Annotated in this window: 22 protein-coding genes; 11 read left to right on the forward strand and 11 right to left on the reverse strand. The window is 59.2% G+C overall.

Annotation, left to right across the window (positions count from 1 at the left end; translation table 11 throughout):
• Positions 1 to 54: 54 nt before the first annotated feature.
• Positions 55 to 966: an alpha/beta hydrolase family protein gene (locus tag RBB81_RS05235; RefSeq protein WP_353072959.1), complete on the reverse strand. Its 912-nt coding sequence runs from the start codon at positions 964 to 966 to the stop codon at positions 55 to 57.
• A gap of 105 nt (positions 967 to 1,071) precedes the next feature.
• Between RBB81_RS05235 and RBB81_RS05240 the strand changes: the two genes are divergently transcribed.
• The 3 genes from RBB81_RS05240 to msrA all read left to right on the forward strand — a co-directional run bounded on the left by RBB81_RS05240 (position 1,072) and on the right by msrA (position 4,585).
• Positions 1,072 to 1,710, forward strand: coding sequence for a hypothetical protein (locus tag RBB81_RS05240; protein ID WP_353072960.1), 639 nt, complete (start codon positions 1,072 to 1,074; stop codon positions 1,708 to 1,710).
• A gap of 4 nt (positions 1,711 to 1,714) precedes the next feature.
• Complete coding sequence (gene mnmG / locus RBB81_RS05245; RefSeq protein WP_353072961.1) at positions 1,715 to 3,733, forward strand: tRNA uridine-5-carboxymethylaminomethyl(34) synthesis enzyme MnmG; 2,019 nt, start codon at positions 1,715 to 1,717, stop codon at positions 3,731 to 3,733.
• A gap of 234 nt (positions 3,734 to 3,967) precedes the next feature.
• On the forward strand, positions 3,968 to 4,585 hold the full coding sequence (msrA, locus tag RBB81_RS05250; protein WP_423248064.1) for a peptide-methionine (S)-S-oxide reductase MsrA: 618 nt from the start codon (positions 3,968 to 3,970) through the stop codon (positions 4,583 to 4,585).
• A gap of 519 nt (positions 4,586 to 5,104) precedes the next feature.
• On the opposite strand, the gene RBB81_RS05255 is transcribed toward msrA, so the two are convergent.
• Positions 5,105 to 5,404, reverse strand: a complete 300-nt coding sequence (locus RBB81_RS05255; RefSeq protein WP_353072962.1) for a DUF5076 domain-containing protein — start codon at positions 5,402 to 5,404, stop codon at positions 5,105 to 5,107.
• A gap of 225 nt (positions 5,405 to 5,629) precedes the next feature.
• Between RBB81_RS05255 and dnaB the strand changes: the two genes are divergently transcribed.
• Positions 5,630 to 7,009, forward strand: a complete 1,380-nt coding sequence (dnaB, locus tag RBB81_RS05260; protein ID WP_353072963.1) for a replicative DNA helicase — start codon at positions 5,630 to 5,632, stop codon at positions 7,007 to 7,009.
• Between the two features lie 176 nt (positions 7,010 to 7,185).
• Here dnaB and RBB81_RS05265 read toward each other — a convergent pair whose 3' ends face one another.
• The 4 genes from RBB81_RS05265 to RBB81_RS05280 all read right to left on the reverse strand — a co-directional run bounded on the left by RBB81_RS05265 (position 7,186) and on the right by RBB81_RS05280 (position 11,584).
• Positions 7,186 to 8,190, reverse strand: coding sequence for an NAD(P)-dependent alcohol dehydrogenase (locus RBB81_RS05265; RefSeq protein ID WP_179580836.1), 1,005 nt, complete (start codon positions 8,188 to 8,190; stop codon positions 7,186 to 7,188).
• A gap of 206 nt (positions 8,191 to 8,396) precedes the next feature.
• Complete coding sequence (locus RBB81_RS05270) at positions 8,397 to 9,866, reverse strand: serine hydrolase domain-containing protein (RefSeq protein ID WP_353072964.1); 1,470 nt, start codon at positions 9,864 to 9,866, stop codon at positions 8,397 to 8,399.
• Positions 9,867 to 9,909: 43 nt separating this feature from the next.
• Positions 9,910 to 10,446, reverse strand: coding sequence for a cupin domain-containing protein (locus RBB81_RS05275; protein ID WP_353072965.1), 537 nt, complete (start codon positions 10,444 to 10,446; stop codon positions 9,910 to 9,912).
• A gap of 253 nt (positions 10,447 to 10,699) precedes the next feature.
• Positions 10,700 to 11,584, reverse strand: coding sequence for an aldo/keto reductase family oxidoreductase (locus RBB81_RS05280; RefSeq protein WP_353072966.1), 885 nt, complete (start codon positions 11,582 to 11,584; stop codon positions 10,700 to 10,702).
• Between the two features lie 89 nt (positions 11,585 to 11,673).
• On the opposite strand from RBB81_RS05280, the gene RBB81_RS05285 reads away from it, so the two are divergent.
• From RBB81_RS05285 to RBB81_RS05300, 4 genes are all read left to right on the forward strand, one after another.
• The gene (locus RBB81_RS05285) at positions 11,674 to 12,315 is read left to right on the forward strand and encodes a TetR/AcrR family transcriptional regulator (RefSeq protein ID WP_353072967.1); all 642 of its coding nucleotides are present in this window, start codon (positions 11,674 to 11,676) and stop codon (positions 12,313 to 12,315) included.
• 63 nt (positions 12,316 to 12,378) lie between these two features.
• Positions 12,379 to 12,768 (forward strand): VOC family protein, encoded by a 390-nt coding sequence (locus RBB81_RS05290; RefSeq protein WP_353072968.1) that lies wholly within the window; start codon positions 12,379 to 12,381, stop codon positions 12,766 to 12,768.
• Between the two features lie 186 nt (positions 12,769 to 12,954).
• On the forward strand, positions 12,955 to 13,341 hold the full coding sequence (locus RBB81_RS05295; protein ID WP_179580846.1) for a VOC family protein: 387 nt from the start codon (positions 12,955 to 12,957) through the stop codon (positions 13,339 to 13,341).
• Between the two features lie 164 nt (positions 13,342 to 13,505).
• Complete coding sequence (locus RBB81_RS05300) at positions 13,506 to 14,225, forward strand: helix-turn-helix transcriptional regulator (RefSeq protein ID WP_353072969.1); 720 nt, start codon at positions 13,506 to 13,508, stop codon at positions 14,223 to 14,225.
• Between the two features lie 2 nt (positions 14,226 to 14,227).
• On the opposite strand, the gene RBB81_RS05305 is transcribed toward RBB81_RS05300, so the two are convergent.
• Positions 14,228 to 14,746: a response regulator gene (locus tag RBB81_RS05305; protein WP_183790602.1), complete on the reverse strand. Its 519-nt coding sequence runs from the start codon at positions 14,744 to 14,746 to the stop codon at positions 14,228 to 14,230.
• A 178-nt stretch (positions 14,747 to 14,924) separates the two neighbouring features.
• Here RBB81_RS05305 and RBB81_RS05310 point away from each other — a divergent pair, with 178 nt between their 5' ends.
• Positions 14,925 to 15,212, forward strand: a complete 288-nt coding sequence (locus RBB81_RS05310; RefSeq protein WP_179580852.1) for a hypothetical protein — start codon at positions 14,925 to 14,927, stop codon at positions 15,210 to 15,212.
• A 224-nt stretch (positions 15,213 to 15,436) separates the two neighbouring features.
• On the opposite strand, the gene RBB81_RS05315 is transcribed toward RBB81_RS05310, so the two are convergent.
• Positions 15,437 to 17,488 carry a phospholipid carrier-dependent glycosyltransferase gene (locus RBB81_RS05315; RefSeq protein WP_353072970.1) on the reverse strand — a complete coding sequence of 684 codons (2,052 nt, stop codon included), beginning with the start codon at positions 17,486 to 17,488 and terminating at the stop codon, positions 15,437 to 15,439.
• A 311-nt stretch (positions 17,489 to 17,799) separates the two neighbouring features.
• Here RBB81_RS05315 and RBB81_RS05320 point away from each other — a divergent pair, with 311 nt between their 5' ends.
• Positions 17,800 to 18,930, forward strand: coding sequence for a Rieske 2Fe-2S domain-containing protein (locus tag RBB81_RS05320; RefSeq protein ID WP_246373693.1), 1,131 nt, complete (start codon positions 17,800 to 17,802; stop codon positions 18,928 to 18,930).
• Positions 18,931 to 19,288: 358 nt separating this feature from the next.
• Positions 19,289 to 21,010, forward strand: coding sequence for a hypothetical protein (locus tag RBB81_RS05325; RefSeq protein WP_353072971.1), 1,722 nt, complete (start codon positions 19,289 to 19,291; stop codon positions 21,008 to 21,010).
• A 118-nt stretch (positions 21,011 to 21,128) separates the two neighbouring features.
• On the opposite strand, the gene RBB81_RS05330 is transcribed toward RBB81_RS05325, so the two are convergent.
• From RBB81_RS05330 to RBB81_RS05340, 3 genes are all read right to left on the reverse strand, one after another.
• Positions 21,129 to 23,720, reverse strand: a complete 2,592-nt coding sequence (locus RBB81_RS05330) for a DUF3536 domain-containing protein (RefSeq protein ID WP_353072972.1) — start codon at positions 23,718 to 23,720, stop codon at positions 21,129 to 21,131.
• A 108-nt stretch (positions 23,721 to 23,828) separates the two neighbouring features.
• Positions 23,829 to 25,016, reverse strand: coding sequence for a hypothetical protein (locus tag RBB81_RS05335; protein WP_353072973.1), 1,188 nt, complete (start codon positions 25,014 to 25,016; stop codon positions 23,829 to 23,831).
• Between the two features lie 24 nt (positions 25,017 to 25,040).
• Entirely contained in the window at positions 25,041 to 25,430 is a 390-nt protein-coding gene (locus tag RBB81_RS05340; protein WP_353072974.1) for a DUF2809 domain-containing protein, read from the reverse strand.
• Positions 25,431 to 25,570: the final 140 nt, after the last annotated feature.

Genomic DNA, 25,570 nt, shown 5'->3' on the forward strand with positions numbered 1-25,570 from the left:
GTAACGAAGCTGAGAGCATTTTAATATCCGGCAACTCGGCTGCGTGTGACAGCACTATTTATGTTGAAGGTAGTCGAGACCGTCGAGGACCGCCTTCTCGAGGGCGATGCGCTGGTCGGAGTAGGAGTGGTCGGTGGCCATGTGGATTGCGGTGACCTCTTGGTTGCCGGCTTTGTGGAGGGCTTCAACGAAGGCGTCGTTGGAGGGTGCGAGGCCGTCGTCAGAGGTGATGACGAGGATGGGGCGGGTGGCGAGCTTGGGGGCGAGAGCGGGGATATTCCATGCGGTTGCGTTGGCGACGACCTCTTTGGCGAGGCTTTCGGGCGTGCATCCGGCGAGCGGGGCCATGCCTTCTGCAGCGAGGTGTGAGGCGAGAGCGGCGACTGCGGCGTCTCTCTGATCGGGTTTGATGGATTGAACCCTGTCAACGCCCATATCGGCTGCGGAGATGAGGCCGACGGCTTTGATGGCGGGGTCTTGTGCGGCGACGTAGCGGGCTATGAAGCCACCCATACTGTGGCCGACGAGAACGATAAAGGACGGATCGGAGTGAAGCTTCTTTGCGTTGGCGGGGTCGCGCAGGTAGGCGATGGCGGATTGGGTGTCCTCGATGGAGTGGGTGAAAGAGAAGTCGCCGGGGGAGCCCCAGGAGCCGCGGTAGTCGAAGTAGACGACGTCCCAGCCGTCGCGGCGGATGGCCTGGGCGAGATCGAGATTTTTCTCGTTCCCGGGGAAGCCGTGAAGTAGGAGGACCACGGGATGTGGGCCTGGGCCGGGAGCGATGTAGGCAAGTGCGTTGAGGAGGGCTCCGTGGCTGGGGATCTGGAAGGTTTCGAAGGCGGCGGGGTTGGTCTTGTCGTGGGCGGGGTCAGTTGTGATGGCGGTGGGAAGCTGCTGAGCATGGGACGGAAGGGAAAGTGTCGCACAGAGAAGCATGCTGGCGGCAATGATCTTGAGGATAGACATGCGTTGATTGTAGATAAGTTACGGTAGTCCTCATAGAATGTATTCGTGAGAATCCGTAATCAGATTAGGTCAGGCTGGATAGTGACTGCCTGCTGGATATGGACAATGACGTCTGTAATGCCGACTAGAGCGCAAGGGATTCCCGGCAATGACAGCGGTTGGATGAATTTGTCGCGGGTAAGCCACAACAGCTCACTGATGTTCATCAAGAAAGACGCTACCTGTGAGAGAGGGGCTGTTTTGAAAGTTGATGCATCAAGTGTAACGGTAACCCGATTTGAGAAGAAAGACGTGACCATTCAAATAGGGGACTTACTGCAGGTTGGTGAGGGTGGTCCGCATAACCTTGTATTCAATGCGCGTTCTTCTTGGAGCGATGTGATCGGTGCTAAACCTGGTCACGCAGAAGCACTATCGATCACAAAGAAAGATGGCACGAAATACACGGGCAGACCTGTTTCAGTCTCGGGTACCGAGATTACTCTCAAGAGCCTTGCGCGGACCGAAACACTTGCGAAGGCAGACATAGCAACCATCGATTACATACGCCAAAAGCCATTGACGGACAGCGAAGAGTACCTGTTGCAGGAAGCGCCCTACCTGTTGTTATTTTCTCCAAAGAGTTATGTAGTTGCTATGGGGCTGTCACCCAAGCTGGATGTACGCCTGTTCGATGCATCGAAGCCCGAGGACAACTCAAAAGTGGGTTGTAACCAAGGGAAATCTGAACCGCATCTAAAATAGAACTATGACCTTTTCGGAACAGTTCGATGTGGTGGTGGTGGGTGCTGGGCACGCTGGTTGCGAGGCGGCGATGGCCTCTGCGCGAATGGGACTTCGTACTGCGATCTTTACGTTGAATCTTGATCTAATTGCGCAGATGAGCTGCAATCCTGCGATTGGTGGGATTGCCAAAGGCCATTTGGTGCGTGAGGTGGATGCGCTGGGTGGGGTGATGGGCGAGGTCGCAGATGCTACGGGGATACAGTTTCGTCTGTTGAATACTTCGCGGGGGCCGGCGGTGTGGTCGCCGAGGGCGCAGTGCGATAAGGCGCTGTATCGCGTGAAGATGCGCGAGGTGCTGGAGGGGCAGAAGAATCTGTTTATCAAGCAGGCCGAGGTGGTGGATCTGATTGTGGAGGACAGCGAGTCGGCTAATCAGCGAGTCAGCCAATCAGCGAGTCAGCCAGTCAGCGAGTTTTCTCCGAAGCGAGTTGTGCGCGGGTTGAAGTTGCGGGATGGCCGCGTGATTCATGCTGCGGCGACGATTGTTACGACGGGAACGTTTCTGAATGGGTTGATTCATTGCGGGGAGCAGCAGTACACGGCGGGGCGGAGTGGAGAGCCAGCCAGTGTATTGCTGGGAGAGGCGCTGAAGCGGCTGGGGTTGCGCGAGTGCCGTTTGAAGACGGGGACGCCGCCGCGGCTCGATGGTCGCACGATCGATTGGAGCCAGTTTCAGGAGCAACCGGGGGATGAAGATCCAACGCCGTTCAGCTTTCGCACGAAGGAGATTCCGCTGCGGCAGATCAACTGCCATATCGCGCATACGACGCCGGAGACGCTGCGGCTGATTCGCGAGAATGTGCATCGGTCGCCGATGTATACGGGGCAGATCGAGGCGATTGGGCCGCGATATTGTCCGTCGATTGAAGACAAGATCGTGCGGTTTCCGGAGAAGTCGCGGCACCAGTTTTTTCTGGAGCCGGAGGGGTTGAATACGCATGAGGTCTACATCAACGGCATGAGCACGAGCCTGCCGATGGAGATTCAGGCGGCGATGGTGCGGTCGATACCGGGGCTCGAAAATGCGGAGATGCTGCGTCCGGGATATGCGATTGAGTATGACGCGATTGATCCGACGGAGCTGGATCGTACGCTGCGGGTGAAGTCGTTTGCAGGACTCTATCTGGCTGGGCAGATCAATGGGACGAGTGGATATGAAGAGGCGGCGTGTCAGGGACTGATGGCGGGGATCAATGCGGCGCTGGCGGTGCGGGGCGAGGATGGCTTTACGCTGGATCGGACCGAGGCCTATACGGGGATTCTGATTGATGACCTGATCAGCAAGGGGACGAATGAGCCTTACCGGATGTTTACTTCACGCGCGGAGTTTCGGCTTCACCTGCGGATTGATAATGCGGATAGCAGGCTGACTCCGCATGGGCGGCGGCTGGGGCTTATCGATGATGCTGCGTGGGCGGAGTATGAGGCGAAGCAGGCTCGGGCGGTTGCGTTTGAGAGGCTACTGGGTTCGGCGCGGGTGAAGGCGGAGGAGTTGCCGGTTGCGCTGAAGGAGAGGCTGGATGGCGATGCGGCTGGGGTTAGCGGGCAGACGTTTGCGCAGCTTTTGAAGCGGCCTGAGGTGCCGATCGAAGAGGTTGCCCCGGTGCTTCGGGAGAGATTGCGGGATGGGGATGAGGCGCTTGGGGGTTGGGTGGCGGCGATGGATGTTGCCGGGGATTCGAAGCTGCCGGCCTGGGTTCGGAATGAGATGAAGACGGTGGAGACGGAGATCAAGTACTCGGGGTATCTGGACCAGCAGCGGCGCTCGATGGAGAAGATGCGGAGGGCGGAGAGACGGGCGATTCCGGGGTGGTTCGATTATTCGACGGTGAGTGGTTTGTCGAGTGAGATGAAAGAGATTCTTTCGCGGGTGCGGCCGCAGACGATTGGGCAGGCTAGCCGTATTGCAGGGGTTACGCCTGCGGCGGTTAGTTTGATTCACGTTTATATCGAGATTCAGGGCAGGGCGCGCGTGGCTTAGTTTTGTGCCCTCGGGTGTCCTGCCGGACGGGCGCCCTGCGCGGGCGGCGGTCACTTTCGTGACGTGTGTACCTTCTGGCTGAGTGAGGTGTGTCGGCCCTCCAGATGTAACCGCTGGCGGGGTTTGGGCGTCCAAGTTGGGAAGGGTTGGTGCATGATGGGTTCTTTCAAGACAAGTTTGATTCTGCTGGCTGTGGTGGTGGTCGCGTTGATTTTATTTGGAAGGGGAAAGAGTATGGTGATGGGCGCAGAGCGGAGGGAGCCGATTCCGGCTCCTGTGATGGATGAGCCACATGCGGCGGTGGGGCATGAGACTGCAGTGTTTGCGGGTGGATGCTTCTGGGGCGTACAGACTGTGTTTCAGCGGGTGAAAGGCGTTACGGCTACGACTGCGGGGTATTCGGGTGGATCTGCGTCGACGGCTACTTATGACCAGGTTTCGTCTGAGGGTACGGGGCATGCGGAGTCGGTGAAGATTGTGTTTGATCCGGCGAAGGTTAGCTACGGGACGCTGCTGCGGATCTTCTTTTCGGTGGTGCATGATCCTACGCAGTTGAACCGGCAGGGGCCGGATGTGGGGACTTCTTATCGGTCGGTGATCTTTTATACGACTCCGGGGCAGGAGAAAGTGGCTAAGGCCTATATCTCTCAGCTGGATGCGGCGCATGTGTTTCCCAAGCCGATTGTGACCGAGGTTACGCCGCTGAAGGCTTTCTATGACGGCGAGGACTATCACCAGGACTATGCGGAGAAGAATCCCAACAATCCGTACATCCAAGTGTGCGATGTACCGAAGATGGCGGCGCTGAAGCAGCAGTTTCCTGATCTTTTTCAGGATTACAAGCACAAATAATTTTGGGCTGGCGGGCCTGCGACGGAGGCCCGCTTTTGCAGGGGGTTTTGCGAAATTGTGGTGTTTGAACCTGGTTTTTTGTGTGGCTGGGTGTGGTGGGATGTGTGGTGAATGTGGTGTTTTAGCACCACACATTTGGGTGGCTAAAAATACGCCAGGTTTTGAGATTTATTTTGGCGGGGTGGCGCGTGTGCGCGAAATGCGGGGGGCTTGACGGATACCGCAGCATGCATCGGTTCGCTGCAAGTGAGAGATGTGGCCGCAATCCACTGCGCGACAGACGGTGAGGCTGTCTGCCGCTTCGGTCGAGATGACGAAGTTTGAGACGGGTTTAGGGGAGGAACAACGGCAAAGGACTAAATACGGGGATCCTTCACTCCGTTCAGGATGACGACTCGAAAGGGATGACGATTCGAGCAGGAGGACGGCTCGAACAGATTGACGACTTGAACAGGATGACGGCTCGAAAAGGGCTGCAGCTCTGGGCAGGAGACGGGTTTCAACGGAGCAGAGTGCGGGTTATTGGGTGACTTCGCCCTCGGGTTCGTCGGTGGGGTTTTCGATCTCGGCTTCGAAGCCTTCGAGGAGGCGGTTGAGGAAGGCTTCGGGGTCGGTGTCCTTGTTTTGCAGCTGGTGGGCGAGGGCGATGTGGCGGGCGAGGTCAGCGAGGACGATGCCCCAGGCGAAGGGGTCCTCCCAGGCTCCGCTGCGGATGCTGACGTGCTGGCCCTGTTCGGCGATCCAGACGCGGAGGACCTCGAAGGAGGCTTTGTCGCGTTGGGCTTGCTCGGGAATGGCTAGAACCTTTTCGACGCCCATTATTGCTCCTGCGGAAGTTTGTTTGTCGTTAACGAATAGCCTATAACGACTTTCTGTGGAGGCTGAAAACACAGACTCACGAGGGCTGGTGTGGGGCATCCGGCTTGGTTCTCTGGATGTGGGTGGGTGTGGCCGGGCGGCGTAGACTGAAATCTGCCCGACAGCTGGGTAATCCACAGAAATGCGCCGCCTTCCGCAGGCTGGCATTCGATAATTTAGGACTTCATGGCTACTTATCCCCACATTGTCGGCGAGCAGGAACGGCCGGCGTCAGTCCATGCCGAGATGACGATTCTTGGCGCGATGCTGGTGGAGCCGGTCGCGATTATAGATGCGACGATGCTGCTGAAGACCGATGACTTTGCGCTGGATTCGCACCGGAAGATCTACGATGCGATGCTGCACCTGGTTGAGGTTGGACATGCGGTAGACATCGTTACGGTCACCGATTATCTGGGGAAGAAGAAGGAGCTGGATTCGGTGGGTGGGCTGCCTTATCTGGCTTCGCTCAGTGAGGGCCTGCCGCGCAAGCTGAGTATTGAGAGTTATGTTCGGATCGTTCGCGATAAGAGCCTGATGCGGCAGCTGCTGACGGTGTGCGATATGGGGATGATCGAGGCCTCGGACCAGAGCCGCGAGGCGATCGATGTGCTGAACCAGGTTTCGAGTCGGTTGACGGAGATCTCCGAACACGCGGTGACGGGCGGGTTCTCGGATATTACGGCGATTGTGAAGGACTCGTTTGGGTCGATCGATGCGCTGTATGAGCAGGGACGCGAGGTTACGGGGCTGGCGACGCACTACATCGAGTTTGACCGGATGACGAGCGGGTTGCAGGAGTCGGAGTTGACGATTATTGCGGCTCGGCCTTCGATGGGCAAGACGGCGTGGGCGATCAATATTGCGGAGAATGCTGCGGTGCGCGGGGGCAAGGTGGTGGCGGTGTTCTCGCTGGAAATGAGTAAAGCGAGTCTGCTGCGGAGAATGCTGGCTTCGCAGGCGCTGGTGAACTCGAAGGCGATTCAGACCGGGATGTTGATGCGCGAGGACCGGGCGAAGCTGATCAATGGTCTGGAGCGGCTGATGGAGTCGAAGATGTTTATCGACGATACGCCGGGGATCACGCTGGCGGAGATGCGGGCGAAGGCGCGGCGGCTGAAGCAGCAGCATGGTGCGCTGGATCTGATTGTGATCGATTATCTGCAGCTTATGACGGGCTCGTCGGGGTCGCAGAAGGGGTTTGAGAATCGCACGCAGGAGGTCTCGGCGATCTCGCGCGGGCTGAAGGCGCTGGCGAAGGAGATGAGGGTGCCGGTGGTGGCGCTGTCGCAGCTGTCGCGTGCGAGTGAGCAGAGGGGCGGCGACAAGAAGCCGCTGTTGAGCGACCTGCGCGAGTCGGGTTCGATCGAGCAGGATGCCGACGTGGTCTGCTTTATTCATCGCGAGGAGTACTACGACCGCGAGAATGAAGATCTAAAAGGCAAGGCGGAGATCATCATCGCGAAGCAGAGAAACGGACCGACTGGAAGTATTCAGCTGGCGTATCTGGCGGACTATACGCGGTTCGAGAATCTATCGCATGGCGGGGATTCGGGCGGGTACTAGGCGCGGGGAAGCCGACGCGAAGGTTCGCGTGGGCGGTGGGCAAATGACGAGAAGCGCGTTTCTCGTTACTTATCCAATTTGGAGAAGCGTAAATCAAGGTTGATGAGTGCATAGGCCTGATGTCATCAACGTAGCAATGAAATTTCTGTCAGACGGATCTTGTATGGTCTGAAGGTTCAGAGGGCAGCATCAACCTCATTACCGTGAGGGATGGTGATAACGATTTTCCCTTGTGCATGTCCTTCTTCGCGATAACAGAGGGCTTCAGCTACTTCGGCTAGTGGGTATCGCCTGTCTATCACAGGTACGATCTTTCTGGCTTCGAGAAGGTCCTTGAGAAGAAGCAGATCCGTTACGTTGACCTTCGCAATGAAGAAACGCACTTTCTTGTTGCCGATCAACGATAGAAGCGGCCTCAGTGAGATCGCCTGGAACATTCGAGCTAAACCACCTCCAGCCCACACAAAGATTCCGTCCTGATTGAGCGCACGCCTGTAATCGAGAATCGAATGATGGGCGTTCGCCCCGAGGATCAGATCGTATCGCAACCCGCTTAGCGTGAAATTTTCTCGTGTGTAATCGATCACATGGTCCGCACCGATTGATCGCGCCATGTCTACATTTCGCGGGCTGCATACGGCGGTCACTTCGGCCCCGAATGATTTGGCAATCTGGACAGCGAACGTACCCACGCCACCCGATGCGCCGTCGATCAGAACTTTCTGGCCGGGCTGGATCTGACCGTGATCGCGTAGACCCTGAAGAGCAGTAATCGCAGCTACGGGCACGGCTGCTGCTTGCTCGAACGACAGATTGGATGGCTTCGGCGCAAGGCTGTCTTGCTGAGTACATACGTACTCAGCAAATCCTCCCTGGCCTTTTCCCGTGAACGATGCCCCAAAGACTTCATCGCCCGGCTGAAATCGCTTTATATCCCGGCCGACCGATTCAATTCGCCCCGCATAATCAGCGCCAGCTATCTTGTGTGTCGGTCTGAGAAGCCTTCCAAGGCTCGGAACGAAAAACAAGGGCCCTCTAATTGTGAAACCGTCGAGCGGATTGACGGACGAGGCATACAGCTTGACTAAGACCTCCGCCTCAGTCGGCTCTGGTGTCGCCACCTCTCTGAGCTGCAGCACATCCAGCGGCGGGCCGTATTTCCTGGTAACGACGGCGTTCAATGAGCCACGCTCCCTTCGACAATGCGAGAAATGTAGCATAGTCGTGGATGGCCACTCTACCGCACGGATTCTCAATTGGTGCTAAATCGCCAATGTACTCATCCATGAAAGGTAAGTCTCGATAAGTCGGCTTCTCGTCAGAAGCGTTCGGTGGCGAAAAGCGCGTTTGCGGTTACCGATCATAAGAGGCTTTCGATGGAGGGCGGTCACTTGGCGCGAGTGAATGGGATGGATTGGTTGTCTACAAGGAAGGTGCCGGAGTCTGGTGAATCGAAGCGCAGCTCGACTTGAGTATCCGTTGCGAAGAAGGTGTTGGGCGCGGAGGGGAAGAGCGGGCTGGAGCCGTAGTAGGAGAGGTTGGCCTGCAGGTGCCCGGATTCGAGAGCGATTTCGATTTCGCCGAGTGACTTCGTGCTGAATTTGCCGGTGTACGGAGTCAGCGCGGATGGTGCTAAAGAGATGGTGCTGCGCTGGGTGGTCTTCCAGGTGGACCAGTTGTAGACGCGGGAGATGCTGCGCAGAATGTCGGGCCAGAGCCAGCCGCCGCTGTCGCTGCTGGTCATGATGACGGCGCCGTCGCCGTTCTCGTAACCGATGTAGAAGTCTTTGTAGCCGGCATTGCCGCCGCTGTGGGCGAAGGAGGGGATGTTGTTTTGTTTTGAGAGGTCGACGCCGAGACCGTAGTTGTCTTTGATGGGGGTGAGCATGGTGCGGGTCATGTCGGGTGAGAGCACGTGATTGGCGTGGCCTGAAAGCGAGCGCTGCATTTCGATGATCCACAGGGCGAGGTCGGAGGGGGTGGTCCAGAGGCCGGCGGCGGCCATTTCAGGATAGATGTGGGGACCGCCGGGGATTGGCTCGCCTTTGTCGTCGGCGGGCAGGGCGACTTCTTTGAGGCGAGACTGCGGAAGGGGCTGCTGATAGGTGCTGTGGTGCATGCCGATGGGGCCGAGGACGAGGGACTGCATGATCTGCGGGAAGGGCTGGCCGGTTGTGTCGATCATCATCTGCTGGACGATGGTGAATCCGCCGCCGGAGTAGCTGTTGGCCTGGCCGGGGACGGCAGTGACGCGGATCGCGTCAGTGTTGGCGGGCTTGATGCCATCGAGCACTTGTTGGAGCGTCGGAACCGGGGCCGCGGTGGCGTAACCGGGGAAGCCGTGTACGTTGATGCCGGCGGTGTGGGAGAGGAGCTCGCGGAGCGTAACGGGCTGCTGGGCGGTGAAGGTGTTCTGCGGGAGGGTCCAGCCTTTGAGCTCGGTCTGGACGGGGGCGTCGAGCGAGAGCTTGCCTTGTTGGACCAGGTGCAGTGCCGCCTGGGCGGTGAGGGATTTGCTGATGGAAGCAGCCTGGAAGAGGGTGTCTGGCGTGGCGGGCGGACCGCCTGCCGGGTTCAGCGTGCCCCACGCGTGGGCCCACCGTATGGCGCCGTTGTGAATGACGGCGATGCTGACGGCAGGGATGTGGCGGCGGCTCATTTCTTCGGTGAGGGAGCGCGTTGGGTGCAGGTCTCCAGAGACGGTGACAGGGGGGAGCAAGCCGGTCTCTACGGCGTGGATTTCGGCTGCGATGGTTTGCGGCGGGGAGGTCTGCGAGGCGGGGGCAGGGACGGCCTGGCTGAACAGCGGAGGAACACAGAGGAAGACGGCTACGGCAGCGAGAGTGGAAGATCGCATGGAGAATAGTAAACAAACTCGACTGCTCGCAGAGATGAGGAGGTCATGCGGTTAATGCGGGACCGAGGGGCACCATGCCATGTGACGCGAAGAGAGCCTTGTCTTCACCCGGCATCGCCCCGGTCTGAGCGACCTGCTCAAAGAAGGACTCCATCTTTCCCGCCGGCGCGAAGGAGACCAGGATCTTTCCGGAGCCTTTGCCGAGGAACAACCAGCGGTGAGATACCTGGCGCGGCCCCAGCACTGAGTCTCCTGCAGTGAGCACCTGGCGTACGCCTCCAATCTCAACCAGGAACTCACCCTCCAACACGTAGAACCATTCGTCCTGGTCCAAATGCATGTGCAGCGGTGTCCCACCCTTTGCATGCATCATCTGCTCGGCTACGAAGAGGGCTGCCTGGGTGTCGGCCGTGACGACCTTATAGGCCAGCACGCTTATGCCGAGAGGATGGGCTGTGCCGCTGCGATCGTCCGGGCCATGCAGAACTGGAATCTTTGGAGAGGCTGTGCCGTTTGATTGTGCACAGGCGGCATGTCCCGCCGCTGCTGCGATGAGCGATAAGAAGTTGCGTCGTTTCAATGTCACCCCGGTCGAATGTAACCTTTTCAGGTGCAAATCGTTCACACGGCTTAGATCGCTGCGCGGATGCGAAAGTATACATGTGAAGACGCTCGAAGATCGCGCCGGATAAGGCGACGGCCAGCTCTATCCTGAGTAATGCTCATGCTCTTATTCGAGAGCGCCTCTCTTTGAGGGGAGGCGCTTCGAAGAAGAGTGCGGATGGGGCTGACCGACGGCGCTCACGCGCTTATGAGCGAGAAGTTGCGGCGGGTTATTGCTTGGGCGCTGCGGCGATTGAATTCAGGCTGGTGATAGTTTCGGGTGGGAGTTGCAGGGTTGCGGCTTTGAGGTTCTCGCGTAAGTGGGCGAGGGATGAGGTGCCGGGGATGAGGAGCACGTTGGGGGAACGCTGAAGGAGCCAGGCCTGTGCGACTTGCATTGGCGTGGATTGGAGAGACGCTGCTGCTTCGTTGAGCAGTGAGGATTGCAGGGGTGTGAAGCCTCCGAGGGGGAAGAAGGGGACGTAGGCGATGCCTTGTTTGGCGAGGTCGTCGAGGAAGGCGTCGTCGGTTCGGTGGGCTACGTTGTAGAGATTTTGAATGCAGACGATGTCGGCGATCTTCTGCGCTTCGGCGAGCTGCTGTGGGGTGACGTTGCTCAGGCCGAGATGGCGGATGAGGCCTTGGGCTTTGAGTTCGGCGAGGAAGGTGAGGGGTGCTGCGATGGAGCCCTCGGTTGGTCCCATGACTCCTCCGACGCGGAGGTTTACGACGTCGAGCTTGTCGAGGGCGAGGTTACGGAGGTTGTCGTGCACGGCGTCGATGAGATCCTGGCGCGAGAGAGCGGGGTTCCAGGAGGCGTCTTCGCCGCGGCGGGCACCTACTTTGGTGACGATGATGAGGCCGTCTTTGTAGGGGTGGAGAGCCTGCTTGATGATTTGGTTGGTGACGTGGGGTCCGTAGAAGTCGCTGGTGTCGATGTGGTTGACGCCGGCGGCGATGGCCTCGCGCAGAACGGCCACGGCGACGTCGATGTCCTTCGGCGGGCCGAAGACGTGGGGCCCGGCGAGTTGCATGGCACCGTAGCCCATGCGGTTGACGGTCATCGAGGTACCGGGGAGGGTGAAGGTGCCGCCTAGATTTGTCTGTTGCGTCATGCTGTTGCTCCTTTTTGTTGGGGCGCTGCTTGCGGCCGTCGTGGTTACCTGTGGTTAGATGAAGAAAGCCTCAGGTTAGGAGTTCGCATTTGACGCAACGTTCCCAGGTGCTGCTGGAGCCGCGTAAATCGCCGGTGCAGGCGCGTTCGGCTGCGAGCGTGGATGCCGTTTTGGAGGCGACCGTTCAGGTTTTGTTGAGCGTGGGCAAGGAACGGTTGACGACGACGAAGGTGGCGTCGCGGGCGGGGGTATCGGTGGGGACGTTGTATCAGTACTTTCCGAATAAGAGCTCGTTGTTGCAGGCGGCGTTGACGCGGCATCTCGATGAGGTGGCCGGGGCGATGCGCAGGGTGTGTAGAGAGGAGCGGGGGAAGAGTCTGAAGGAGATGGTGACGGCACTGATCAACGCGTTTCTTGAGGCGAAGATGAGGGATGCGAAGACGAGTGTGGCGCTGTACTCGGTGAGCTCGGATGTAGATGGTGCGAAGATTGCGCTGAGAAACGGTGTGGAGACGAATAAGGCGCTTGTGGGGATGCTGGGTACGGCGCGTGATCGGCTGACGAAGGATCCGCAGATTGTGGCTTCGATGTTGATGAGTGCGATGGCCGGGGTGAGCCGAAGATTGCTGGAGTCGGGTGATCCGGAGAAGCATTTTGAGGGTTTGCGGCAGGAACTGGTGTTTCTGGTGTGCGCTTACCTGGAGGCTTGTACGGTGCGGGAGTCTGTTTAGGCGATGGGGCCGAGTGGATGGAGATCAGTCTGAACAAGAATTAGTCTGCAGAGGGGGTATCTAATGAAGCGCACGTGGATCATCATAGGAGTAGACGATGTGCGGGGCAGCTTCAAGTGGTATCAGGCGTTGTTCGGTCAGGCGGCTACCCTTCCTGCTCATGACTACTTTGGACAAATTCTTGATTCCGATGGAACTGTTTTGCTCTGCCTCCACGAGTGGGGCGCCCACGAGCATCCCTCATTGATGAAGCCCGATCACGGGATCCCCGGCAATGGGCTTCTATTGTTTTTCCGCGTCGATGATTTCGACCTGACGCTTCAAAGGGCACGCTCTCTCGTCACTCAGCTCGAAGAGGAGCTTCATGTGAATCCGAATACTCAAACCAAGGAGTTCTCGCTCCGAGATCCGGACGGATATTACGTTACGATCAGTGCGCTCTCTGCGGCTTGAAAAGGCGCTGTAGTTGTAGAGCGCCGGCCGGGGGGTCTGGGTTTCGATAAGGCGGCGCCCAAGGAACAGAGGACCTGGCCTACCTGCGGGCTGCACGAGACGGAAATTGGCAAAGGCTACTGACAGTACGGTGTCAGGAGGGTGTCAGTATGCTGCCTCTGTGTTCGTAATGTCAGAGGAGGCAATATGAAGGAACAGCCGAAGTCGGGGGCAGTTTGGTTCGAGATTCCGTGTGCCGATCTGGAGCGGGCAGCGAGGTTCTACGAGACGATTCTGGATCGCAGGATGAAGAAGGATGATTTTGGGGAGCTGGGCGATCCGATGCGTTTGTTTCCAGCGGCTCCGGGTGGTGTTGCGGGGGCTTTGGTGAAGCGGCCGTTCCGAAAACCAGGTCGGGGCGGGACGATGGTTTATCTGAACTGCGATGGGGAGCTGGATGCCGTGATCGCTCGGGTTCGTGAGGCTGGGGGGTTGATGCTGATGCCGCGTACGGTGATTCCTGGAGGGCATGGCGCGTTTGCTTGCTTGAAGGATACGGAAGGGAATCATATTGGTTTGCATACTTCGGTTTGAGTGTCCTGCCGGACGGGCGCCCTGCGCGGGCGGCGGTCACTTCGTGACTTGTATACCCCTTCGGTTGGCGCTCCCGTTGGTCGCGAATGAGATATCTTCTGCCGACCATCGGGAGGCCTGGGACGAAGCCGGTATACACCCCACGAAGTGGGTAGGATAGGTGCATGCGACGGGCTGACCGACTCTTCCGGATCGTACGAGTGCTGCGCGGCGGCAGATTGCAGACGGCGCGAATGCTGGCGGAGAAGCTTGAGGTTTCAGAGCGGACGATCTATCGGGATGTGCGTGATCTGCAGATCTCGGGGATGCCGATTGAAGGAGAGGCTGGGGTCGGCTATACGCTGCGGCGGGATATGGACCTGCCTCCGCTGATGTTTACGCGGGATGAGCTGACGGCGCTGGTGCTGGGTGCACGGATGGTGCAGGCGTGGGGCGGAGCGGCGAGTGTGGCTTCGGTCGATCAGGCGCTGCAGCGAATTGAGGCGGTGCTTCCGGCGGATCTTCGAGAGCGATTGGATTCGATCCTTATGTACGCGCCTGGGCACAGAATGGTGCAGCCTCTAAAGGAGCGGCTGGATCTGCTGCACGATGCTTGCGTGGGACGTCGGGCGGTAGCGTTTTGTTATGCGAAGGAGGATGGGCAGAGCAGCGAGCGCGAGGTGAGGCCGCTGGCGCTGTACTTCTGGGGTGGGGCGTGGACGCTGGCGGCGTGGTGCGAGCTGCGAAATGACTTCAGGGTGTTTCGCATCGACCGGATGCAGGAGGTCGATGTGCTGGGGCGCGAGTTCGTGCAGAAGAAGGGGCAGAGGCTGGAGGACTTTGTGAAGCAGGCGGGGAAGCCGCCTTATGTCTCCGAATCGGCTGCTGCGGTGGGTATTGGGTAAGGTTAGTTTACGAGGTAGGTTGCGGGTCGGGAAGAATCGTCCGTCGGGCTGTGCGTGGGGGCGAAGACGGTCTTTTGTACCGCCAGGCACTCGGAGACGCGCTTGAGCATGTCGGTGGGGTGGACGGGTTTGGTGAGGGTGGTGAAGTTGTAGCCGGCATTGCGCGCGTGTACGAGGAGATCGGCGGTTGCGGCCTGGCCGGAGAACAGAAGGATTTGGCATCCGGGGATGGTCTGGCTGACAGCGATAGCCAGTTCGATGCCGGTCATGCCGGGCATCATGACGTCGGAGATGAGAAGTTGGGGGGCGGACGTTCGTGCGAGCGCTAGTGCTGCGGTACCGTCGTAGGCGGTGAGGGTGGAGAAGCCGCTACGGGAGAGGATTATCGAGAGAGTGTCGGCGATGATTCGCTCGTCGTCGACGATGAGGATGACGGGTTTAAATTCCTCGGGCAGCGAGACTTCATCTTGCTTCGCAACTTCTGACAAGGGAACGACCTCAAAGTACGTTTTTGGGGACATAACGTAACCTCTGAAGACACCTTAGGCCAGCCGTTTCTATACGGGTTAACTCTTTTCGATCTCTCAGTTTTTGGTCGGTTCAGGCTTTGGCTGGGATAGCATCTTGACAGGTGATTTGAGCATCGGCTTAACTTTAGGTTAGTGTCACGATAGCCTGAGAGGACGAGAAGGAGGGGAAGTGAGCGGCGACGACGAGTTTGATTCAAAGGAGATGAAGTTTGAGTCGGTGCTGCAGGCGAACGTACCCAAAGGTAGAGAAGGCAAGCACAGAGAGATCATTACGCAGCTGTTGAGCGATATCGCGCAATTGAAGCCTGGCAGTGCGTTGAAGATTCCGCTCGATCAGCTTCCGGATACGAAGGAGAATGTGCGATCGGCTTTGAGCAGGGCTGCGCGGCAGCAGAAGATCAATCTGGCTACGTCTAGCAATGACGAGTTTTTGTTTGTTTGGAAGACGGATAAGTAAGGCTGCCTGTAACGACCCCTTCAAAAAAATCACCGCTTTGTCCTGCCGGACGGGCCTCCTACGCGGAGAGCGGCCACTTCGTGGCTTGTATACCGCTTTGCGTGGCGCTTTCGTTGGTCGCGAAGGAAGATGATTCCGACCAACGGGAGGACCGGGCGAAGCACTAAAGAGGCGTGCGAACGCCCGCCCTCCGCGCAGGAGGCCCGTCCGGCAGGACACCGTCTTTAGTAAGGGTTGGGTTGGTTGCTCAGGATCTCTTTGCCGCCGCTCTGGGCGATGAAGAAGGTTTTTCCGGGGAGGGTGGGGACTGGGTCGGACAGATCCTGCCAGAGGAAGATGCGGCGGGGCTCGAGCCAACGGACTTTGAGAGAGAGGGCGTCCTCGAAGATGGGTGGGGCGTCGGGGAAGAAGGACCCGTACCAGAGGTTGGAGGAGCGGCCGTTGAGGATGTGGAGGTCGTTGCGCCCGAGGTAGAAGCCGAGGGTGCTGGCGCTCTCGTACTCGCCGTGGATGACAATGAGGTCGCTGGGTTTCAGCTCGGGCTGGATGGCGGTGGCTAACTGGCGAGAGCTCAGGACCGGGGAGAAGATCTGCAGGCCGACGTGCGCGGCGAGAACGAAGGCGAAGGTGGCGGCGGCGAGGCAGAGGTTCGCGGCGTGGGGCTGATAGTTGCGGCGGAGGAGCCAGTTGGCGAGGGTTCCGGAGAAGAGCGCGACGGCGGTGAGGAGGAGCGGATCGCGGAAGGCTCCCATGGCCTGGGCGTTGAGGTCGAGGAAGTGGCCGAAGGAGAGGGCGTAGTCGCTGGGATTTTGTTTTAGGAGTGAGGCGAGGTCAGTGCCGGGGTTGGGTGGGGCGGAGTGAAGGAGGAAGAATCCCGCGGTGAGGGCTGCGATGGAGCCGAGGACGAGAAGGACGACGGAGATGCGCTGTCCGGAGCGAACGAGGGGGTTGGGGACGGTGAAGGATTCGGCTTCGGTGGCTTCGGCGTCGAGCCAACCGGCGATGAGAAGGATCATGGCGGGGAGGGCGGGGAGGACGTAGTACTCCTGGCGGGTGGAGAGGGAGAAAAAGAGGACAGGGATGATGGCCCAGAGGCCCAGGAGGAGTAGGGTGCTTTCGGGTGGGGTGAGGGTGCGGATGGAGACTCTAGGGCGGAGGGCCTTGCGCCAGGGGACGGTGGCGAGGGCACGATAGAGGAAGGCGCTCCAGGGCATGATCCAGATGAGGATGAGGGCCCAGAAGAGGGCGAGGGGGACGGTGTCGTAGTCGCGGGGGACGCGGAGGTTGAGGTAGCGGAGGAGCTGCTCGTTGACGAAGTAGAACCAGAGCCAGCCGTGGACGTTGCCGTCGGTGGGGAGGGGGACGGACCAGTGGCCGTGCGAGAAGGAGAGAGCGCCGGGATGGCCCTGGGTGGGGTTGGCGAGGGCGATGAGGATGTGCCACGGAGCGGCGATGACGAGGAAGACGATGGTGCTGGAGAGGGGGTGGAGCTGGGGGATGCGGGTTAGGACGGCGTGGAGGTTGCGGCGCGTCAGGATGAGGTGGGTGAGGACGATGAGGAGGGGGAAGACGATGCCGATGAGGCCTTTGGTGAGGACGTTGAGGGCGCAGCAGGCGGCGAAGAGCCAGCAGAGGGTGATGCTTGCGTTGGCTTTTGTGAATGGGAAAGGAGTGCGGTTCGCTTCGCGAAGGCCCACCTTAGCTTCGCGAAGATGGGGCACCCGATTTTGGGGCATCCCATGGGTCTGTCGCTCATCGGCCTGCTCGGTGGCCCAGTAGAAGAAGAGGGCGAGGGTGAGCCAGAGGCAGACGTCGGCGTCGGGGAGGAGGATGCGGGTGAAGATGAAGATGCCGAAGCTGGAGAGGAGCATGAGTCCGGCGTAGAGGCCGGCTCGGGGGGATTGAGGTTGTTCTGGAGTGCTGAAGGCGCGGCGGGCGAAGCCCTCGAGGAGGAGGGCGAGCGAGAGGACGGTGAGGGCGATGGGGAGGCGTGCGGCCGCGGTGTTGACGCCGAAGAGTTTGAAGCTGAGGGCCATGCTCCAGTAAAGGATGGGGGCTTTTTCGAGGTAGCGGATGCCGTTGGCGTAGAGGGTGACCCAGTCGTGGCGGAGGAGCATCTCGCGGGCGACTTCGGCGTGTACGGAGTCGGCGTCGTCGAGGAGCGGGGGGACGAAGAGGGTGAGGGTTGCGTAGAAGAGGAGCCAGAGGACGAAGAGGATGAGACGGTTTCTTGCTACGGGCGATAGGGCTGTCGGCGGTCTGGATGTTTGCGACATGGGGGATGGGCGTTTCGTCTGCATGGTGGCGGAGGTGCGGGGCGTTAGGTGAGTTTATCAATGCGTGTTACGGCAGAGGTGTTCTGGTTGTTGAATACGCCGCTGATCGGAAAGAACGAGAAGCCGATGTTTTAGTTTGACGCGAAGACGAAATGCGGTGGTCTTGACGGATACCGCAGCATGATTCGGTTCGCCGCAACTGAGAGCTGTGGCCGCAATCCGCTGCGTCGTGCGATAAATCGCACGACTTCAGTCGAGATGACGAATGTTTTTTGGTGGTGGTCGCAAGGCTATGATGAGAAGCGTGTTGTTTGAGCGAGGCGTTCAGGTTGACTGAGTTGGTACGAGTTGCGGAGGTTGCGGGGCCGCCGACGGAGCTGATCTTTGGGGATTGGTATCCGGCGCTGCGTGCTGGGGCGCTGCGGGAGGGCAAGACGGCGAAGGCGCTGCTGTTGGGGGTTCCGCTGCTGCTGGGACGGAAGACGGGGGGAAAGCTGTTTGCGATGCGGGATCTTTGTCCGCATCGGGGGATTCCGCTTTCGGCTGGGTGGTTCGATGGGGAGACGGTGACCTGCAAGTATCACGGTTGGAAGTTTGAGCCTTGCAGCGGGCAGTGCAGGGAGATTCCTTCGCTGACAAGCCATGAGACGCTGGATCCGACGAAGATCTATGCGGGGGCGTTTCCTTGCGAGGAGCGCGATGGGTTTGCGTGGGTTTATCTGCCTGAGGTGGGGGCGGGGCGAGTGCAGGTGGGAGAGGCTTTGCCGCCGGTGCCGGAGGTGCCGAAGTTTTCGGTGAGGTTTCGGAGTGCGCATCTGGTGGCGGAGCTGCCTTGCAATGTGGATCACGGGATTATCGGGTTGATGGATCCGGCGCATGGGCCGTTTGTGCACCAGGCTTGGTGGTGGCGTTCGGCGGCTAGTATTCATGAGAAGACGAAGCACTTTGAGCCGTTGGAAGACAGAGAGAATAATGGGCGGAATGCCGGGTTTCGGATGTCGTCGCATGCGCCGAGCGCGAACTCGGCGCCTTATAAGCTGCTGGGAGTTTATGGCGAGCCGATTACGACGACGATTGATTTTGTCCTGCCGAATCGGCGGTACGAGACGATACGCGCGGGGGAGAAGTGGTTTTCGAGTTTGACTACGATTACGCCGGTGACGGCTTCGACTTGCAGGATCGATGTGGTTGCAGCCTGGAATGTTTTTTACTACATTCCATTTGTAACTTCTATTGCTACGTTTTTTGGGGCGCGGTTTGTGCGGCAGGATCAGGAGACGATGATCGAGCAGGCTGAGGGGTTGAGGTTTCATCCGGGGCTGATGCTGATCGATGATGCGGATAAGCCGGCGAAGTGGTACTTCGCTTTGAAGCAGGCGCGGTTGAAGGGGACGGGGGAGCATCCGCTGAGTGGGCCGGTCACGCTGCATTGGCGGAGTTGACGAGCTGGTCTTTTGAGGGTGCCCCTCCCGTCAAAAGTTGCGCAAAGTCTTCTAAAGATTATGGTTAGGCTTGGACTCCAAGTTTGATCGCACCGATAATTGTGCGGAGGCCTGGGACAAAAAAGTAAACTTAGTGGATCGGCGAGCGGCGGGAGGCGGGCGCCGAGCGAGATTCGCTGCGTTTGCCTTGTCGAGAGCATAAAATGTCATAAGCTCGGGTTAGTTCGCGACCTGCGATTCCGCTTCCTGTAGCATCATCCGGCCCCCTCCCCGATAAAGACTCGGCTCCGCTCCAAAACAATTCACAGGCACCCTCGGAATCACGGCCCCTACATTTTCTGAAAAAGGAGAGCAGGCCATGGCTTTTACGAGTTCAGGGCTACCGAATAATGGGAAGACGGCCCATTATCAGATTTCATATGACACGACACTGTCGCCGGTGGATGGTGTGGCTCGCGCGCTGGATCTTTTTAACATATGCGAGGCGGACTTTGCGCTGATGTCGGGCTGGTTCGCTGGCGTCAATTTGATTTTCAATTTTCCATTGCCGGTGCAGATTGTGAATGCGTTTGGCGGGGCCAGCTGGAGTAATCCGAGTGGATTTCAACTTATCTTTGGTTCCAGTCCGACGATCACGATCAAACCGGCCTCTGGCACGTCAGTGAATGTGATTCGGTACCTGCTGGTTTCGGAGGTGACGGAGATGTTCATGGTCTCGAAGAACAACCAGTGGGCCGAGCCAACGTCGCTTTTTCAGGGCGGAGACGAGGGGAGCATGGGCGAAGGCCTATCGCGTTTTCTTGGGGTGCAGTTCCAGTTGGCGAATGGGATCGGCGGGGTGCCGCCGCCGGGAGCTGGGGTGGTTCCGGTTTGGCTGAACGGAGCGCGGCCGGACTTTGTGAACAACGATCCAGACGATAACAGGCCGGATATAGTGACTGGTTGCACGACGCTGTTTATCTACTATCTTTTCAACCAGCTCAATTTCAGTATCCAGCAAATCATCAATGCGGGCGCGTCGAACCTGGCGGGGGTCTATCAAAATCTGACTGGGCAGCCTGCTGGGTGGGCTTCGTTCATTGACCTGGTAAACAGATATTATCCGCCGGCATTTTCTCCTTATACACCGAAGGGCGACAACATCTTTCCGGTGTCGGATCTGAACGCGTTTTTTCCGCCGAATCCGATTACGTGCGGATATGGTCAAACGACCCTGATCTCGATTGATCGGCCTGCGATGGCGCAGGTCAATGTTGTGCTGACGAGCGATAATCCGGGGCTGGTTCAGGTTCCAGGGACGGTGACGATACCGGTGGGTGGCACGTCGGCTCCGGTCACGATCTCTACGACGGCGATTCCGATTCCATTCGCGCCTCAGATTGTAAATCTGCATGCGAGTTATGCGGGAAAGACGATCACGGTAGCGTGTGAGGTGGTTCCACCGTACCTTACGGGGCTTACGATTGCGCCGGCGAAGGTGACGTGCGGCGACAATGCGACTGGAACGATTACGCTGAGCCAGCCGTCGCTTTCGGGGCCAGTGGTGGCGACTATGCTCAATGGGTCGACATTTGCAAATGTGCCTGCTACGGTTACGATTCCGCCGGGGGTGGCTTCGCAGAGCTTTGTGATCACGACGCCGAATATTCCGATTCCGTTCAAGACGGCGATCTGTTCGATCTACGCGACGTATGGGAGTTCGTCGGCTTCTGCGGTGTTATTGGTTGCTTCGCGGGTGATTGCGCCGATTATGAGTTCGTTGACAGTTTTTCCGACGACGGTGACGATTGGGGAGATCAGCCGGGGGACCGTGACACTGGTGGAGGCGGTGCCGATGCCGGCTGTGATTGCGCTTGAGGCGATGGACCCTACTGTGGGGCCAGGGGGTCCGCTGCCGCTGCCGGGTTCGGCGTCATCGATTGCGAGCGTGCCTGCTTCGATTACGATTCCGCCGGGGCAGACTGTGGGCATTTTTAATATCACGACGCATGGGATTGTTTCCCCGGGCACGCATCATTTTGTGAGGATTGTGGCGGGAGGGATTCCGCTGATGTATGCGGCTTTGACTGTGAATGCGTGAGGGGTGATGGTTGGACGTGGTGCATGGATCCAATTATTCATCGCGAAGGAGGATCAGGGGGCATGCGGAGTCGCGGCCTCGCGTCTGGGCGGTGCTAAAAAGACTGAAGGGCGCGCGGTTAGAAGGCGCTGACGCCCTCTTCGATGACGAGCTGGTCGACTTTGATGTTCATGGTCTCGCCTAGTTTTTTGAAGCCTTCTTTCCACTCGTCGGTCCAGTAGTTGGTGTCGCTGCGGCGGAGGAGGTCGTTCCAGATGTTCTGGGCCTGCCAGATGTTTACCTCGAAGGGCATCTTGTGGGTGGCCTGTGCGACTTCAATGGCTGCGGCCAGTGCATCGGAGGACTGGTGGTCGCCGGCGGCTGCGGCCTCGAGGCGGATCATTGCGCGCTTCATGCGCTGGCCGGTGGTGTAGCTGAGGAGCTGTGTGTCGAGGGGAATCTGGTCGACCTCAGCACGGGCGATGAGTGCTTCTATTTCGGCGGTGTCGAAGGTGTCGGACTCGATGGCCTGGCGGAGGCTGGCGTTGATGGCGAAGCGTGCGGCGGTGGCGAGGGCGGGCGGCGCGGTCATGCCGGACTCGGTGAGGAAGTGCATGAGGGAGGCGTGGTCTTCGTAGATCTTGCGGAGGGAGTCTTCCATCTCGGAGACGGTCTGGTTGAGGATGGTGCTGAGGATGCGATGCTGCTCGTCGGCGAAGAGCGAGGTGAGGGAGTAGGCGGTCTCGCCGAAGAAGCGATCGATGAGGCGGATGACCTCGGGCAGGTTGGCGCGGCGGATGGCGGTACTGATTTCGGTGGAGAAGGTGGCGAAGGCTTCGACCTCGGCGGGGTTGGTGGAGTTGTAGGCTTTGACGGCGGCGGAGAGGTTCTGGTCGCCGAGATGGAGGACGGCGAAGCAAAGCTCCTCGCTCTCTTCGGTGATGCGGGAGTAGAGGAGCGCGCGGCCGAGGGCGACGCGGCCACGGCCGGAGTTGAAGACCTCCTGTGATTCGCGGTGGACGTCGAAGCAGAAGAGCTCGCCGTGCTCGGGATAGGCGCGGAAGATGGAGCTGATGGCGTAGTGAGCGCCGACCTGTTCGAGGCCGATCTTCATGTTGGTGACGTAGCGGCGGTAGACTTCTGCGCCGTCGCCCATCTCGGGGACGTTGCTTTTGGCGTGGGCGAGGCGGGTGAGGAACTCGGCTTCGAGGGCGACGCCGGGAGGGCCGAAGAGTTTGGCGGCGAGCTGGAGGACGCGGCCCGCGTAGGCGATGATTTGCACGGTTTCGATGCCGGAGATCTCGTCGAAGAACCAGCCGCAGCTGGTATACATGAGCTGGGTGTGGCGTTCGAGCTCCATGAGTTCGAGGGCGGTGACGCGCTCGTCTTCGGTGAGGTGACGAGTGGTGTGATCGGCGAAGAAGCGGATGATGGAGGCCGGGGAGCGGTCGAGGACCACGTGAATGTAGGCGTCGCGGGCGGCCCAGAGATCTTTGAAGAGGGACTGGGAGAGCTGTTCGGCCAGGGGTGCGGTGGCGTCGCGGAGGTAGTCGAGAGCGTCGCGAAGGGGGGCGCGCCACTCCTGATTCCATCCGATCTTGCCGCCGTTGCAGCCGCAGTTGGAGCGCCAGCGTTCGACGCCGTGGGCGCAGGACCAGGAGGTGTCTTCGGCGACTTCGGCCTCCCACTTGGGCGGGAATTTTTCGAGGAACTCACCGTAGTTGGTGAGCCTGGCTTGCTGACCTTCTTCGATACGGTGCATGGCGGAGGAGAGAGCCATCTCGCCGTGTTTGTGATGATGGCCGTAGCTCTCGCCGTCGGTGGCGACGTGTGAGATCTGGGCGAGTTCGGGGTCTCCGGGAGAGGCGGGGTGAAAGCCGCTGACGAGACGGTTGGCAAAGTTTTCGCCGCTGTTGAGGAGGCCTTCGAAGGCGATGGCGCGAGAGCCGGGGCCGTCGTAGAAGAAGACGGCGATGCTGCGGCCTTCGTCGAGTTTGATGAGGTAGGGGTGGGTGGGATCGACGTTGGCGTTGGGGGTCTGGGTCCAGGGTTCTTCTGCGGGGGCTGCGGCTGCGGCGACGGGGTCGAGGTTTGGTTTCGAGGCTGTGCCTGCGGGTGGCTCCAGGCGGCGCACGCGGGCGCACTGGACGGGAGCGAGGATAGTGAACTTGATGCCCTCCTGCGCCATGAGATCGAGCACGCTGCGGTTGACTGCGGTTTCGGCGAGCCACATGCCTTCGGGTTTGCGGCCGAAGCGGGATTCGAAGTCGGCGATGCCCCAACGGATCTGGGTGAGAGCGTCGCGGCGGTTGGCGAGCGGCATGATGAGGTGGTTGTAGACCTGGGCGACTGCGGAACCGTGACCGCTGTAACGCTGGGCGCTGAACTTGTCGGCATCGACGATCATGCGGTAGGTGCGAGGGGCTTTGTCCTGCAGCCAGCTGAGGAGCGTGGGGCCGAAGTTGAAGCTCATCCGGGCGTAGTTGTTCATGATCCGGATGATCTCGTCCTGCTTGTTGGTGATGCGGGAGGCGCCGTTGGGGGCGTAACACTCGGCGGTGATGCGGTCGTTCCAGTCGTGATAGGGGGCGGCGGAGTCCTGGACCTCGACGGTTTCGAGCCAGGGGTTTTCGCGTGGGGGCTGGTAGAAGTGGCCGTGAATGCAGACGAAGCGGGGGGCTTCGACGGTTGTTTGCGGCTTGGGGGACTTCGCGGCGCGAGGTTTGGCCATAAGTATTCAGTTAGAGGGTATCGCGGGTGGAGGGGTTGGGTGCGGCGCGCGAAGTAGAAATTTCGCGGATTTTACGAGAGCGAGGCCGTAAATCATTAAAGAGCGGAGTTATGCGGTCCGGGGTGAACGCTTCGCTGGTGGGATCAGATGAGTGTTCCCTTCGCTGTGCTCGCAGCGCGAGAGGGCCCAAAGAGAGAACGAAAGCGTGGAAACCGAGAGATAGAAGAAGGCGTATCGCAACTTGTCCGAGTGGATTGCGAAGGTTATGACGAAGGGCGCAAGCATCACAAAGATGGCAGCGCCAAAGATGAGGAAGAGGCGTGGAAGATCCATGCGAACCCAAAAAGCGGCGGACGCCACAAGAATCGCGAGCAATGGAAGGGTCCACTGAGGATGGATCACAGTGGGAATGTAGCGAAGCTTGTTTGCGTTCTGCTGGAGCTGCAGCAGGAGTTGCGAAAGAGGATGCGGCCAAAAGACCGGTAGAGTGATGGCACAGGTTGAGAGGAGAATGAGAAAAAACAGCACGGCGGCACGGAGGCGGAAGGTTCGCTGGAGCGTAAGCGAGAGCAGAGGGATCAGGATGACTGCGTAGAGAATGCGCGACGAGAGAGCGACACCGAGAAAGAGTGCGGCGGGGATCGAGGCGTAGAGGGAATGGTTCAGAGACCGGCTGAAGAGAGTAACGGCGATGGCGATGTAGAAGAAGTTGGTGAGGTAGTCGCCGCCTGAGGAGAAGTCGCTGAGATGGGCAGGCGCGAACAGGAGAAAGACCGCGAGATAAAAGAGTGCGGTGGAGCGATAACGGAAGAACCGAAGGGCGAAGAAGAAAAATAGCGCGAGCCACAGTAAGTTTTGCCAGGCAATGTGTCCGAGTGCATAGAAGGGTGCGGCCAGCAGCATCGCACCCGGAAGAGGGGTCGGGGGATTTCCGAGGAAGGTGCGGGTGTCGTAGGGGTATTGATGATGGCCGATGGCGAGGAGTTCGATGCGGAGGGCATCTTCGCGGTCCGATCCGATGTTCAGGGTGTGTCTCAGAGAGATGGGATAGAGGATTGCGAAGGCTGTCGTCAGGGCGAGAAAGAGAAGCAGAAGCCAGGCGATGCTGATCTCACGTGGCCTTAGGTTGAGACGAAGAATCCAGGACATGCCGATGGCGATGGAAAGAGAGCCAAGTATCAAGGCGCCTGTTGCCTTAGCCGGAGAAAGATATTTGAGAAGAGGAGCGACCGAGGTGAGCGCCCAGGCCACGCAGATGCCAAGGACAAACAGAGTTCGACGGCCGACTTCGCTCATAGGTAGGACTATACGGAGGAGATGTCAGGATTTTGTCTGCCGAGGTACGACGAGGTGGTCGAGCGCGGCGGTGAGAGTGATGGCGAGGAGGTAGGCGAGGATGTTTTTGAGAGAGAAGTAGCGGCCGAGGAGGATTTTTCCGGCGAAGGTGAGGCGGAAGGTGTCGATTGGGGCGATGGAGACGAGGCGGCTGAGCTCGAGCAGCGTGGCGATAGTGAGGGCGATTGTGGCGACGACTATTGGGCGGAGTGTTGGGAGGAGGGTCGCGAGGAACCAGTAGAGTGCCCCTGCCCAGAGGGCGGAGCCGAGGTATTTATAAAGGAACCAGGGTAGACCGAGCGGGAGAAGGCGTACGGCGAGTCCGATGGGGATGGTGATGAGCATGAGGGTGAGGGTGGTGATGGAGCGGCGCATTTTGTGGCGTTCGTGGCTGAGGTGGAGGAAGAGCATTCAAAGACAAGAACAACAGCAGATCCCCTGCGGGGATGACAACCAGAAAGACAAGTGCAGAAGCAGTGCAGAAGCAAAGACAAGTGCAACAGCAACGTAAAGGG

Origin of the sequence: Tunturibacter gelidoferens, assembly GCF_040358255.1 — a bacterium.
Classification (GTDB): Bacteria; Acidobacteriota; Terriglobia; order Terriglobales; family Acidobacteriaceae; genus Edaphobacter; species Edaphobacter gelidiferens.